The sequence below is a fragment of the Sporomusa acidovorans genome, assembly GCF_900101845.1.
Taxonomy (GTDB): domain Bacteria; phylum Bacillota; class Negativicutes; order Sporomusales; family Sporomusaceae; genus Sporomusa; species Sporomusa acidovorans.
This window is the reverse complement of the sequence record NZ_FNAM01000003.1, coordinates 76,850-90,161: the sequence shown is the minus strand read 5'-3', so window position 1 is coordinate 90,161 and position 13,312 is coordinate 76,850. Positions and strand designations below refer to the sequence as shown.

Below are 13,312 nucleotides of genomic sequence, written 5' to 3'. Positions count from 1 at the left end.
TTACATTTTTGATACACTGCCGTAACTGCTCCAATAGTTCTTACATGCAGCCTAGAAATATTTTCCCTGCCTACCTATACTGACTCAGCATTCACTATTTTTCTGTGGTTAATTTACACAACCCTTCCCAAAAAATAAACATTGCACCCTTAAAACGCATCACATATCTTCCCGCTGTCGATTCCGACACATAAAACCGTCCGGCAAGTTCCACATAGGTGAGACATGGATCATTGCACCAGCAAAGTAAGAGCTGGCGTTCTTGCGCATTCACTTTTTCCAAATACTGCTCCATATATAGTCGCAACTGAAAAAGAGAAGCCCTTCTGGTTTCCAGTTGCCTGATATAGGCGGGATCTGCATATTTCATTCCCTCCGTCAAAAAAAAATCTAAAATCGTATTGAGATAGCTTTCAACCGCGCAGAGTGCTTGCGGGGACAAGATAAAATCCCCTACTATCCCTTCCCGCAGAGCATAAAGACGTTCCAGAATTTCCGCATTCCATACGCCGGCGACTTTAGGCGAAATATAGAGTTTAGGCGCAACAAAAACTAACGGCATCTTTTTTAGATAGCGCAAGCGGACGAATTCTTGTTTTTCTTTAGGCATCAGCCTAATCATGGCGGCAACTAAGGCGGCATCGGCCTTTCTTTGCACAATTTCCTGACGCAGCTTAAAAACAAGGCGCGGTTGATTGAGCTTTCTTTCCACATACGTCAAAGTTCTTTCTAAGTTACGTATTTTTTCCAATGCATAGTAATCAGCGATCATGCGTAATAATCTTCCCCTGACAAGAAATAGGTTCATCCGTCTTCCTCCTTTTTTTCTCTCTCTTTATCTGCCATTAGCTTATGTATTCTATCCAGCATTGCCTGAAATTCCGGCGAAAGAGATTCATTACTCTGCTCGGGCAGCGGCGGTAGTGGAGGCGGTTGAACGACAATAGGCTTCGGCTTTGGAAGTGGAGTATCATAATCCTGTTTCAAGGCCTGAAACAGCCAGGCAACAGGGTTATGCACTTTACCCTTTTGCGATTCTAAATAGAGAAGCTGAACGTGGATCTTATCTCGCGGATAGCGTTTGAGAAGTTTTCCTATGCTTTCTTCCGGAATACGGCACCGAATCGCCACTTCAATAAGTTGCTCTAGCGAAATATCTGCGTTCGCATCCGCTTCTCCTTGTCCATTTTCCTCACAAGAAAACACACCGGCATCGCTTTGTTGTGTGTGTATTTTCTTTTTTTCTTGTTTAGTAGAATACGTATTTTGTAGTGGCTGATTTTCCGCCGGCGGTTTTTCCGTTGACGGGTTTACCGTTGACGGGTTTACCGTTGACGGAAAATCGGTAAATGGTTGATTTTCCTCCAAACTGGCCATTGACCGATTTTCGGTAAATGGTTGTTCCGCCTGTATTTGCGGCTCTTCGTAAAGAACATATTCCGTACCGGTAAATTTGCCATTTTTATCGTGCAAACGCCTGCGTATGAGATAGCCGCAAGCTTCTAATTCGTGCAGTGCCGACTGAATAGAGCTTTTCCCTTCACTGCCAATCACTTTTACTAACCCGCTGACGCTGTACGTCCAGTTGTCCGGCAGGCTCAAGCAGTAGGTAATGAGGCCGCGCGCCTTTAAGGACAGGCGGGCATCCTGCAAAGGAACATTGCTTACACAGGTGTATTTTCGCTGTTTTTCGACCCGGATGATGCTCATGGCCCGTCCTCTTTTCGCTCAAGTTTTTCTACACGTGTTTCAAGACTTTTAACCAGCAGCCGTAAATCAATTAGCTCATCATCTTCTAAAAGCTTCCGCACGTTGATCCCATAAAATTGCGCAAGCAACGTAAGGCTGGCTAATGTTGGCGTCGTTATTCCTTCCTCCCACCGGTAAATGCTTGTCCGGTCGACGCCTACATGCCGGGAAAGTTTGGAAATGCTGTAGCCGTTTTTTTCCCGTAAACTGCGAATTTTCTCTGCTAATGTCATGCTAAGCACCTCCTACTTGAGCAACTCATCAAGTTGGCGTGCACCGCTGTGGAGGTTATGAATGATCTTCTTCAGTATATTTCGTTCCTCCAGCCCCACAGGAAAGTTCTCAAATTCTACGGCGATTTGTTTAAGGCGAGTTTGTAAAACCGAGAGAAGATCTGTCGCCAGCATGTCCAGCGACTGAACACCGGAAAAGGACAGAATATATCGCAGGGCCTCAACCTCTTGCTCCAGCTTCTCGGCATGGGCTTTCATATCTCTATAATCTTTCGGCTCAACAATTTGTTCGATAGTCAATACGCCGCGCTCGTTTAACTCTGTTTCCAACACCAAAATTTTCTCTTGCAGCGCAACAATTACAATTTCTAATTCTTCCCGGCTTGTTTTCTCCAACAGAATTCCCTCCTTTAGTAGCATAAAAAAAGCGGCAGAAGCTCTGCCGCCAATAACTAGCACCTTATCCCACTATATTCTTTTCCAAACTATCCAGATGTGAAAGTAACTCCTTCCATACAGCGATTCTGCCCACGGTCTGTTTCGAGGTATCTTTTTCTTCTACCAAACGCTCGGCTGTCTGCTGCATATGATTACGGCAAAAATCCGCTACCCAAAGGATGCTCTTTTTTTGAATCTGTACGGACAGACTGTGAAAATCCGCTGTTTCGATTTGTTCCTTTGCCATACCATCTACTTCATCTTCTTCGGAAACGGCCGCCGCAAATTGTTCAGGAAGATCGTTCGGCAGGGGTTGATTCGCATGGATGGGGGATACGCCACCAGGTTCCTCTTGGGAAGAATTCTCTGCTTTTGGTGAAGGTTTTTTTCTGCTTTTCTTGCTGTCAGGAGTCCCTGCCGTTTCCCCTTCTACAGTAAGCTCCTCCTCACCAGCAGCTTCTTCCCGGGCCACCGCCAAAGGTTTCTGCGCCCGGATTTCCTCTTTCACCTCAATCGCCGCTTGCACACTTCCTTCTTCCGGCAGGGCATATTCCGCCTCTTCCTGCTCTTCCGGCGATAAGCCGGTTAATTCATACGCTGCCGATAACGGCAGCTTTCCTTGTTTTAGACGGTTTAAGAGTGCCGGTGAAAGCTTCAATAGCTCCAACTTCCTTTTCAGCGTTGACTCGGACACTCCCAACTGGCGGGCAAAATATGCGCGGAACTTTCCGCCTGGCTTCTCTTCCTCAAACCGTCTACGGATAATCGGCTGCAAATATTTCAGCTCATTGAGTTCATCCTCTATGGTTTTGTCGCGTTGGCAGTTGGCCGAAATGATTGCTTCTATTTCGTCTGCCTCTGATTCATAACGGCGTATGATGCAAGGGACTTTCTCCGGAATGGCTTCTCCCTGAGCTTTTAGATACTTTAAAGCGGCAAGCCGTCGATGCCCTGAAATCAGGCGATAAGTTACCCCATCCTGCTGCATCACAACTTCAAGCGGCTGACGAATCCCATTGCGCAGAATGTCCGCCGCTAAAACCTCTATATCTGCGATACTGTAAAAGTTCTGTTTGTTCTCAACAAGTGCGGACATATCAAGCAGGTGTGTCCGTTCTGGCAGTATCTCCGGGCTTTGTGAGGCCCGATTGAAATATGCATTCATATCAAGTTTTTTGGCCATCAGAGTTTCCCACTTTCTTGCGTGTAGAACAACTCTTCCATAAAATGCTTAAAATCCCGCGAAAACCCGCAACTTGGTGAAAGCGCTTGCACGGAAATTCCACGCTCAGCTGCTTCCTGCAAGCGTTTCGCCCCTGTTTTGGTTAAACGAATGGTGGTTGAAAAAGTGGGCATTTTCTTTTGGATACTTTCTAAAATTGGGGCAGAATCCGGCGTATATTTGTTTAGCACACAACCCCGGAAACGAAGGCGGCAATCCGGTAAAAATTCATTATACCCTGCGTCCATCGCTATGCGGTCACTCTTTGCCGCTTGCAACTGCTCATACATTAAATCCATGCCATCGCGTGCATAGCAATCCGGTGTCGTTACAAAGATAACTTCATTGGCAACCATCAAGGCATTATAGACGCTGGTATTGATGTCCGGCGGATTGTCTATAATGCAAAACTGATATTGGGTACGAACCGGTTCTAATGCTTCTTTGAGTAAAAACTTTTGATTACGATTTTTATATTTATCGGAAAGCATAATGTCAAAATTCACTGCGGCTAGTCCCATATCCGCTGAAATAATATCAATGTTTTCATATGCCGTTTTTTGAATTGCCTGTGCTGCCGAAATGCTGTCATCTAAAACTTCGGATAAAGTATTTTCTGTCTGCACTTGAAAAAAGCGGCTGGCGTTTCCCTGTTTGTCATTGTCAATGAAGAGTATTCTGATCCCCAGCTTTGCCAAGGCGCAAGCAACGTGCGTAGAAAGTGTCGTTTTTCCCACGCCGCCCTTGAGGTTCATGAAGCAGATTATAATCATGCCCGTGCTTTGTTCCACAATTATTTCCCCCTTTTCTGGAAAAAAATAGACGTCCTTTTTACTAGCAGACGTCTACTTGCATTTGTGAAATTGACACCACTGTCCTGTTGTATTTTACTGGACAAACTTTCCATATCATTATATAGATCATCAAGAACCTAAATAAACTTGCATAAGCAGCGTAATGGTAACTCGATCAATGACTCCGCATCACTAGGATCCAAAAACACGGCTTCCACCAGTCCAAGCTTCGGTGGAACCGTGTTTTTTTATTCCATCACTGCTGGCAACTCCCGGAAATGTCAAGTTTAGCTGATCGCTTATAATTCGGGTACAGGAAACACAGCTTTCCTTTTTTAGCGATTTCCATTGACACGATCTGCTTAATCTAGATAAAATAGAGTATTCGCATGTGTTTCCTGGATAGTAAATGTGGGGCTGTAGCTGTCCGTACAAATAAGGAGCATTGGTTATGGAAATCAGACATTTGGAGTGTTTTATGACGGTGGCCCGCTGCGGAAATTTCACAAAAGCAGCCGAACAAATTCACATATCGCAACCGTCAATTAGCAAAATGATCAAAGAAATAGAAGCGCAGATGGGCATTGAATTGTTTTACCGTGATACTAAACACGTGGAACTGACTGATGCCGGCATTGCCTTTTGGGAACAAGCACAGCAAATTGTTGCGTTGTTTGATAACCTTAATACTACCAGCCTGGACGGAATATTGGCGGAAAAGTCGGGTAAAATCCGCATAGGGTTTCCACCGATTACCAGTGTAACTATGTTTTCAAAAGTGCTGGGAGTTTTTAAGAAAGAACACCCCAATATTGAATTTCAGTTGTTTGAGTTTGGTTCAAAAACGATTGAAAAGGGTGTTCAGGAGGGGGAACTGGATATTGGTATTGTATCGACGCCAGTTACCAATGAAGAATTATATGAGATGTTCTGGCTTACACGGGATTCGTTAGCAGTGGTCATGCATCCCGAACACTCTTTGGCAGCCTATTCAGCAGTTGCTATAGCCGATTTAGCGGAAGAGTCCTTCGTGCTGTATAGCAAGGATTTCCGGCTGCATGACCAAATTATTGAGCGCTGCCGCCGTGAAGGCTTTGATCCTAAAATCATCTTTGAAACTTCACAGTTAGAATTTATGATTCAGATCGTCGCCGCCAATGTGGGAATTGTCCTTTTGCCAACCCGCATTTGCCGTCAATTGGATAGCAGTCAGGTAGTCAGCCGGCCATTGGCTGGAAAACCGATTTACTTGCAATTAGGAGTTATATGGAAAAGAGGACGCTACCTTCCGCACGCCGCCCGTCAGTGGATTCAGTTTGCCCGTACTTTTTCTGGTTTTAAGGATATGGATATTGATATTATTGCGGCGGAAAACGACTAGGACTTGGCACAAGCCAGGTCTTTTCTTATATTTTTTCATAATTTTTACACTGAAATATATTAGACCTATTCACAATAAGAATAGGCCTATGCGCAACATATATTGTACTTGCGCGCTTCGCGCCAGTACAATAAAACACAAACATACAAAATATAAACCTTTGTGTGTACTTAAAGGAGGTTAGTATCTTGAACACGCCCCCAACTGTAATAGACCCCGTAAATACGCAAAAGCAATCTGAACCAAAGAAACCTGACACTGCTAACACTGTTGCAACGAAAAAAAACCTTGTTCGTGATATTACCAGAGAAAAATGGTTCTGGGAAATTGCTGTTCCGTCTTAAGCAAACTATTTTTCCTCTTCTGCTTCTGCAGAAAAATGCTATGCGGAAGCTAGATACAGTGTCACCGGTATTTCTGACAAAGGCAAAAACGCTTTTGAAAATTGTTGTCCAGGTAAGTTTTTTAGGGGTAATTGCCTGGCTGAGCAATCTCCTCGCCCGGCACATGGCCTGGGGGATACCGGGAAGTATCCTGGGTATTGCCTTTCTGTTTATTGCTCTGCAATTACGAATTTTGCCGCTTAGCTGGGTTGAGGCCGGAGCCAGCCTGTTAATTGCCGAATTGGTTCTTTTTTTTATTCCGTCAGCGGTTGCCGTTATGCAATTTGAGCCACTACTAAAGCAAAACGGATTATCGTTCTTTGTAGTTATTACCATCGGCACGCTAGGAGTTATGCTGGTGGTAGGAATTATAACAGAAACACTCATGCGCTACCAGGAAAGGAGATAATCCATGTTTGCACTGTTAAGTGTGTCTATAACCATTATTCTCTATAAGCTGTTGCAGCATTTTTACCACCAATTTTCATCTGTGTTCCTGCTGCCAATACTTAGCTGCCCAATTCTTTTAATTGCCGGCTTGAAGCTATTTCATATTTCCTACGATTTGTATGATCCCGGAGCCGCTTTATTAAGTTCTATGCTACAGCCGGCGACAGTGGCGCTGGCTGTGCCATTATATAAATACAGAAGAATTCTACGGTTCTATTTGCCGGAACTTGCCGTTAGCATTGTTTGCGGTGCCGTTTTTGCCATGGTAACCTCCCTGATGATGTCAAAGCTATTACATTTAGATCCGCAGATGATGCAAAGTCTTGCACCTCGCTCTATTACCACGCCGCTTGCTATCGATGTGTCCAGACAACTTGGCGGAATACCGGCGCTGACAGCTGTCTTTGTAATTTTTACAGGTATTACCGGCAGTATGTTGAGCCCCGTCGTTTTCCGCTCGCTAAAACATGTCAGCCCCATAACCAAAGGCTTAATACTGGGTGTGGCTGCTCACGGAACGGGTACTGCCAAAGCACAGGAATATGGAAAAATGGAAACAGCCATTGCCAGCCTGGCAATGATATTCGCAGGCATTATTACAACCCTTCTAGCCCCTGGCTTTGTACCGTTGCTATTACAGCTGATGGGTACAACCTAACCGTTTAGACTTTATTTCGTGATACTCTCATCCCGCAGCAGAAGCCAAGAGAACATAAAACTAAGAGTATTTCAAGACTTGAACGGCAGGGCTATATGTAGCTAAATTCACCCCAGGAATCACACAAGGCTGATAAATCGACGCAACAGGCACTGTCCGTAAGAATGATCTTGTATCCTGTTTTTTAATTTATCGACATCAAATCCCTCCTTGCTAAGTGCCTGACTTTCTTCTTCAACATAAGCCAACATTACTTTCGCGTTAAATTCGGGATGAAACTGAACAGCCCAAATATTATCATGAATTACTTTTTTTACTATGCTTACTACTATACAGAGCCTTATCAGCAAGCTCAATTAAATTATCGATAGAATTAGTACACAGTCCAGTCATGTATACTTATTTTAAATACAAAATAATATTTTATTATAGCAAAGTAATACGTACTTCAATTTCATCCATATTTAGCAAAATAAACAGGCCGTTAACTCTGATTAAAAGAACTGCCCTAACCATGCATTTTCAAGGCTAGGACGGTTCTTATTCTACATAAGTTACCAATTCAACACTTAGATAATAGCCATCATTTAACGTTTGAATTTGCAGAAACTGTTTTGCTTCTTCTTTTTTGATTTCTCTTGGAAGTATCTTAGATCACTTTTTTAAAAATTTATGCCAAAAACGTGTTTGCATCTTCTCGGGAGGTTGCTTTTTTTCAAATAAACGCGCCGATAAGCTTCCTAAAAGTTTGGTTAATTCATTTTCGAAATTACGGCTTTCATCTGGAGAGCCGCTTGTTGCGTGTGATAATTCATGCAGTAAGGTTGCCGTATAATTTTTTATACTCGTAAGCTGTGAGCGGTTAATTATGATTGTTCCGGTTGAAGAATCCCAAAAGCCATCCGCTTCTTGATTGCTTTTTAACTCTTTTAGCATTTTTTCGGCTATTTCTATGTGTTTTACATGAACCGGTTTACCGCCAATCATGTTAAAAATCGTAGTTGTTGTATTAAAAATTTCACGTTCGTCAGGCTGAAGGTCTTCGGTGGCAACGAATCTAAATTTAAATCCTTTTTTGTAATCATGATAAAATTGATCAATATTTCGTATTGGCGTACCAGTAATGTCGAGAGAGCCGTGAATACGTTGTTTTAAGTTGCTAGGAATTTTGATAATTTCATATCTTTCTCCCTGGGCCCTGTCCACTAAATTAGCGTAATTTTGTAAATCCTCGGGAGTTAGGAAAATTGCTTTTGAAAAGGAGTTTAATATCTTGATAGCATTCTCCTGTACTTCGAGCCAACTTAGTTCATCATGATTAGTTCCCTGCGAATAATTAGCCATATCATTAATCAATAGTTTGGCTAACTTTTGCGTTCTACAGGAAACTAAAATTTCCTTTACCTTATCGGCATAAGCACTGCGGCCAACATGTGGCCGTTCACGGTATATAGTTTTAAGCATCTTACTATCTAATGATGTTATATTGTAGCTAAATAAAAAATTTTGTTCACTGGCAGCCTTTACTCCATTGATATAAATAGCGGCATAATTGCCATTTTTTTTAAGAACTTGACCCACAGCGGCATTTTCTAAAACAAATGACTCTGAAAACCTTAAAAATAAATTTTTGGCTTGCTCAATGTCTTTATCACTTATTCCTCTAAAAATAAATTCGGTTCCGAGAAAAGTAGTATTTTTCGGCGGGTATATAGAAATCAGTGTAACTATATTGTTAGAACCATCCTGGGGTGATTTACCGAAAGTAAATAAGCCATGGCAAGATTTGATAATAACGCTTATATTATTATGGTCCAAAGTTGCCAAAGCCTCTTTTAACCCCACCCCAAATTTTCCGATCAAATTAGGATTGGATAATTTTTCCGTGCTCTCGTCTTGCGTAAAGCATTCAGCTTTAATCCCGCGGCCAAAGTCCCTGATATGCCAATTGTTCTTTTCATCCTTAAATATAGTGATGTCTTTGGAATTAGTTATGTATTGCTCATCAAAAGCATTTGCTATAATTTCGCGCAGTGCGTGATATATTTCCCAATTTTCTATAGATCTTTCTATTCTTAAATTTATTTTTCTAATTTCAGGTTTCATAAAGCAAAAATTCCTTTCATAACGTAATGGAGTATATATCAATGAAATTATAACATCCCATAATAGTATAATTCTTCACTTTTATTTAAAATACTTCTATTTTTTCATTACTATTCCTTGGCATGGCATAATCTCGTATAAACTCCCTCAAATTCAAAAATTACAGGGGATTGAACCACAGCCTTACTAAAATTTTCTGCCCCCCATAGTAGCAAAAACCCAAAGCCATAAGGGTGGCTTTGGATTTTTCTGTTACCTTCACATATTACCAAAAGATCGCCGCTTCGACAATAGCCTTCCAAACAAATGCACGTCTATCTAGTTCCCCATTAGTTCCCGCTACGTTTCAGTAATAGTGCCTCCATTTACATGAATTACTTGCCCTGATACATATCTGGAGTCATCACTTGCCAGATATACATATGCCGGGGCTACTTCAAACGGTTGTCCGGCACGCTTCATGGGAGTATAAGCACCAAAATGCTTGATATGCTCAGCAGGATAGCTCGATGGATTTAATGGAGTCCAAATTGGCCCAGGCGCTACTGCGTTTACACGAATGTGCTCCGGCTCCAAGGATAGCGATAGTGACCGGGTAAGACTAACGATTGCCCCCTTTGTCGCCGTTTTCTTTTAAAATGCCGTAGACCATTAGCTTGCTTAAATCTTAAACTTTCGGATAGCCTGTTGCAATTCCTCTGCCATTTTTGCTAAATGCTGGCTGGCAGAAGCAATTTCTTCCACAGACGCAGACTGTTCTTCTGTTGCCGCTGAGATAGTCTGCGTTTGTTCCGCCGTTTTCCGGCTTTCTTTCTCATTATCCTGAACTGCATTTACAACCCTTTGAATACCATTCGTAATTTCCTGTACAGCTGCAGATGTTTCGTGAATTTGATTCGTCATATTTCTTATCATTGTCAATATTTCTTCGAAACTTTGACCTGCCATAGATACAACGTTTGTTCCTGTATCTACTTCTTTTTTACCATCATTCATATAGGTTACAGCACTATCAGTTTTTGCTTGTACTTCACTTATCAACTCGGTTATTTGTTTCGCAGCATCTTGTGATTGCTCGGCAAGTTTCCTGACTTCTTCAGCAACCACGGCAAAGCCTCTGCCTGCTTCGCCGGCTCTTGCCGCCTCAATTGCCGCATTTCAAAATCCAGCAAGACAATCAAACGATTTTCCATCTTTACAACCCCAATAACCCGCTCTGAATCCACTATGTTTGGCGCCGGCTCCATTTGGTCCCAGGAGATGCGATGGATTCTTGAGACTTCGTCAACCTTAAAACCTATATAAACACTATTCATCTCAGCGACTATTATTTTGGCTGCAGCAGCTTGTGCTTTATCATTGTGTAAACAAGTTGCCAAATTAACAAGCGGCATTATTTTACCGCGCAAAGTAAAGATTCCATCAATATACGCATGCGAGTTGGGCATGGCAGTAACAGAAACTAAATTTATTATTTCTCTGACCTTGGCTACGTTGATGCCATAAGCGATATTCCCCACCGAAAATTCAATAATCTCAAATTCGTTTGTGCCTGACTCCAGCAAGATACCTTTATTCTTTTCCATAATAATTACTCCAATCGCTTGTTTTAGACATCCACCAAAAATCCTATGCTGACAAAAAAGCTTTTGAATAGCTTTTCGCATTGATTGGCAAACCTACAGATCAATAGATTGTATTCTCCCCCTTTACCAATTAGTCAATGAATCCAGTAATTATATATTGCAAAAATCGTGCCAAAAAGTAACATGTTCTCATTTTTCCCGTTTTTACTGTAAATACCGACATATTTTTACAATACACAGTAATTTCAACTTAAAAAACCCTTACAAAAACTTCTCAGATGAGAAATTTTTGTAAGGGTTTTGGACTCATTTGTCCACTCTAGCGTCAATGGTGAGAGTCGCTAGGAAACTGCAAAGGCTATTGTCAGATCGATTCTTTTGCTAAATCGTGGATTTGTTTTTCCTGATCAACATTTGCTAATATGTACAAATAATCACCAACTTGAATTCGTGTGTCTCCCTTGGGCACTAGCTCGCTATCACCGCGCTTAATGCTTATCAATAAACATTGCGGCGGCCAGTCAATATTTTTTATTTCTCTCCCCTCCAGTTTTGACCCAATACAAATAGCCAACTCAACAATCACTCGTTTCTTTGAAGTCATATTTACCTGAACCTTTCCCTGCTTGCTGAGGGACCGCTCTAAAAGTTCTTCATAAATAGGTTTTATTTTGAAAATATCTGCAACAAAATACGAGGTCATGGATACGACAATTAATGAAAGAATATGATTAAAAGAACCCGTCATTTCCATGATCAGGATACTACCTGTAATAGGGGCTTTAACGACCGCAGAAAAATATGCAGCCATCGATAAAACTATGATATTAGTACTATAACAAGAATCTAGATTTCCAATCTGGATAACAATATGGCTAAAAACACTGCCAGCCAAGGCCCCAATAACCAGCATTGGCAAAAAAATTCCCCCCGGGACACCCGAACCATAACTAAGCATTGTGAAGAAAAATTTAGCTGCTAAGAGTATGCACAATATTGTGATGCTAAATGACTTTGCCGATAATTCATTTACTAAATTATTACCGCCACCTAAGACATCAGGCAAAATAAATCCGATAATTCCAGCGGTAACCAATGGTAACGCTGCTTTACCCATACCGGATAGCAACTTTTGTTTTTCATAAGTATTCAATGTTTTTATTAACACCCGATTGAAAGCGACACCCAATAGTCCAATTACAATACCCAGTAAAATAATATACCCGTAGTAAGAAATCGGGAAAATAGGTAGTCCATTAAAATTAAATACCGGATTAACTCCAAAAAAATGCTGTGTTACTACTGCTGCAGTTAGCGCCGCAGCTACAGCGGACATTAAAACTGTAGGTGAAAAGTTTTTGTGCAGTTCCTCCAAAGAAAATACGACTCCGGCCAACGGAGCATTAAAAGCCGCGGCTAATCCCGCACTGGCTCCACTTGTTACCAGATAGCGTTCTTCCAGTTTGGTCCTGTTAAATAATTGACTCAATCCCTGTCCTATCGTTGCACCCAATTGAATTGATGGTCCTTCACGGCCTAGAGATAAGCCTGCACCAATGGCTAGTACTCCTCCAATAAATTTACTTATCAGAACCCTTAACCAATTCATTTCCATTAAGCCCAAGATTTTGCCCTTAACCTGTGGAATGCCGCTACCGGCAGACATAGGTTCGAAGGTAACGATCCAGTTCAGCGCATAGGCAATACACAGTAAGCCTAGAAACAACAGTACTATAATAGGCGAGTTTCCCGCCTGCAGATAGTGATAAACAGCATTACGCAATCCCTCTGCCTGTTCAAGCAGGTAACGAAATAATACAATAATGACGCCAACAAAAAAGCCAATTATTATGCCTTCAGCAAATAATTTGAGCTTAAAATCACGCCAATGAGTTAAAGAGAAATATACCTTACTAATCTGTTGTGGGCGCATAAAACTTCCTCCATCAATGTCTAACTATATCCTATTGCAAATTATAGATTATCTATAAAATGATTCTACTGCGAAAACTCCCCCTGCACAGGGGTATCAGTTGCCGAGAGAAAATGACCTAAAGCCCTTATGAAATAAGGTTTTGTAGGTATTGCGAACAGGGATTTTCTGCTTGAAGTCGAATATTATTATTATAAACATAACGATATTTGAAAGTGAGCGAATATAAATGTTTCGCAAAAATAATTCACACCTTCAGGAACGCTTGTTTGATGACTTCCAGCATTTACACCCCAGTCAACAAAAACGCTTAATGGCCAGTTGGGCTCCCATATTTTACGAACACGTTTTCAGCCAGATTGATGAAGCACCCTTTGCA

The 13,312-nt window shown here is 41.7% G+C and carries 13 protein-coding genes and 3 pseudogenes; 4 read left to right on the top strand and 12 right to left on the bottom strand.

What is annotated here, in order from left to right; translation table 11 throughout:
* Positions 1-94: 94 nt before the first annotated feature.
* From BLR65_RS03985 to BLR65_RS03960, 6 genes are read right to left on the bottom strand one after another with little or no spacing between them, the layout of a single operon-like run.
* Positions 95-808, bottom strand: coding sequence for a hypothetical protein (locus BLR65_RS03985; protein ID WP_093792718.1), 714 nt, complete (start codon positions 806-808; stop codon positions 95-97).
* Positions 805-1,710 carry a helix-turn-helix domain-containing protein gene (locus tag BLR65_RS03980; protein ID WP_093792716.1) on the bottom strand — a complete coding sequence of 302 codons (906 nt, stop codon included), beginning with the start codon at positions 1,708-1,710 and terminating at the stop codon, positions 805-807. Before BLR65_RS03980 ends, BLR65_RS03985 begins: the two co-directional genes overlap by 4 nt.
* The gene (locus tag BLR65_RS03975; protein ID WP_093792714.1) at positions 1,707-1,982 is read right to left on the bottom strand and encodes a helix-turn-helix domain-containing protein; all 276 of its coding nucleotides are present in this window, start codon (positions 1,980-1,982) and stop codon (positions 1,707-1,709) included. Before BLR65_RS03975 ends, BLR65_RS03980 begins: the two co-directional genes overlap by 4 nt.
* 12 nt (positions 1,983-1,994) lie before the next feature.
* Entirely contained in the window at positions 1,995-2,402 is a 408-nt protein-coding gene (locus BLR65_RS03970; RefSeq protein WP_176772681.1) for a hypothetical protein, read from the bottom strand.
* A 40-nt stretch (positions 2,403-2,442) separates the two neighbouring features.
* Positions 2,443-3,603, bottom strand: coding sequence for a ParB/RepB/Spo0J family partition protein (locus tag BLR65_RS03965; protein WP_093792710.1), 1,161 nt, complete (start codon positions 3,601-3,603; stop codon positions 2,443-2,445).
* Positions 3,603-4,433: a ParA family protein gene (locus BLR65_RS03960; protein ID WP_093792708.1), complete on the bottom strand. Its 831-nt coding sequence runs from the start codon at positions 4,431-4,433 to the stop codon at positions 3,603-3,605. Before BLR65_RS03960 ends, BLR65_RS03965 begins: the two co-directional genes overlap by 1 nt.
* Positions 4,434-4,887: 454 nt before the next feature.
* Between BLR65_RS03960 and BLR65_RS03955 the strand changes: the two genes are divergently transcribed.
* The 4 genes from BLR65_RS03955 to BLR65_RS03945 all read left to right on the top strand — a co-directional run bounded on the left by BLR65_RS03955 (position 4,888) and on the right by BLR65_RS03945 (position 7,308).
* Complete coding sequence (locus BLR65_RS03955; protein WP_093792706.1) at positions 4,888-5,817, top strand: LysR family transcriptional regulator; 930 nt, start codon at positions 4,888-4,890, stop codon at positions 5,815-5,817.
* Between the two features lie 188 nt (positions 5,818-6,005).
* On the top strand, positions 6,006-6,161 hold the full coding sequence (locus BLR65_RS29480; protein ID WP_169717042.1) for a hypothetical protein: 156 nt from the start codon (positions 6,006-6,008) through the stop codon (positions 6,159-6,161).
* A 40-nt stretch (positions 6,162-6,201) separates the two neighbouring features.
* A complete protein-coding gene (locus BLR65_RS03950; protein WP_093792704.1) occupies positions 6,202-6,609 on the top strand; it encodes a CidA/LrgA family protein in 408 nt (135 codons plus the stop codon).
* Positions 6,610-6,612: 3 nt separating this feature from the next.
* Positions 6,613-7,308, top strand: coding sequence for an LrgB family protein (locus tag BLR65_RS03945; RefSeq protein ID WP_093792702.1), 696 nt, complete (start codon positions 6,613-6,615; stop codon positions 7,306-7,308).
* Positions 7,309-7,427: 119 nt separating this feature from the next.
* Here the strand turns inward: BLR65_RS03945 and BLR65_RS30375 are convergent, their stop codons facing one another.
* The 6 genes and pseudogenes from BLR65_RS30375 to BLR65_RS03920 form a co-directional block, all read right to left on the bottom strand.
* Positions 7,428-7,658 carry a type 1 glutamine amidotransferase family protein gene (locus BLR65_RS30375; RefSeq protein WP_143122490.1) on the bottom strand — a complete coding sequence of 77 codons (231 nt, stop codon included), beginning with the start codon at positions 7,656-7,658 and terminating at the stop codon, positions 7,428-7,430.
* Between the two features lie 304 nt (positions 7,659-7,962).
* Positions 7,963-9,414 carry an ATP-binding protein gene (locus BLR65_RS03940; RefSeq protein ID WP_176772679.1) on the bottom strand — a complete coding sequence of 484 codons (1,452 nt, stop codon included), beginning with the start codon at positions 9,412-9,414 and terminating at the stop codon, positions 7,963-7,965.
* Between the two features lie 339 nt (positions 9,415-9,753).
* Positions 9,754-10,029 (bottom strand): annotated as a pseudogene (locus BLR65_RS03935) (SDR family oxidoreductase); the annotation flags it as partial.
* Between the two features lie 45 nt (positions 10,030-10,074).
* Positions 10,075-10,572, bottom strand: a pseudogene (locus BLR65_RS03930) (methyl-accepting chemotaxis protein); the annotation flags it as partial.
* Positions 10,572-11,000 (bottom strand): annotated as a pseudogene (locus tag BLR65_RS03925) (chemotaxis protein CheW); the annotation flags it as partial. The pseudogenes BLR65_RS03930 and BLR65_RS03925, both read right to left, overlap by 1 nt.
* A gap of 364 nt (positions 11,001-11,364) precedes the next feature.
* Positions 11,365-12,783 carry a ClC family H(+)/Cl(-) exchange transporter gene (locus BLR65_RS03920; protein WP_245692397.1) on the bottom strand — a complete coding sequence of 473 codons (1,419 nt, stop codon included), beginning with the start codon at positions 12,781-12,783 and terminating at the stop codon, positions 11,365-11,367.
* Positions 12,784-13,312: the final 529 nt, after the last annotated feature.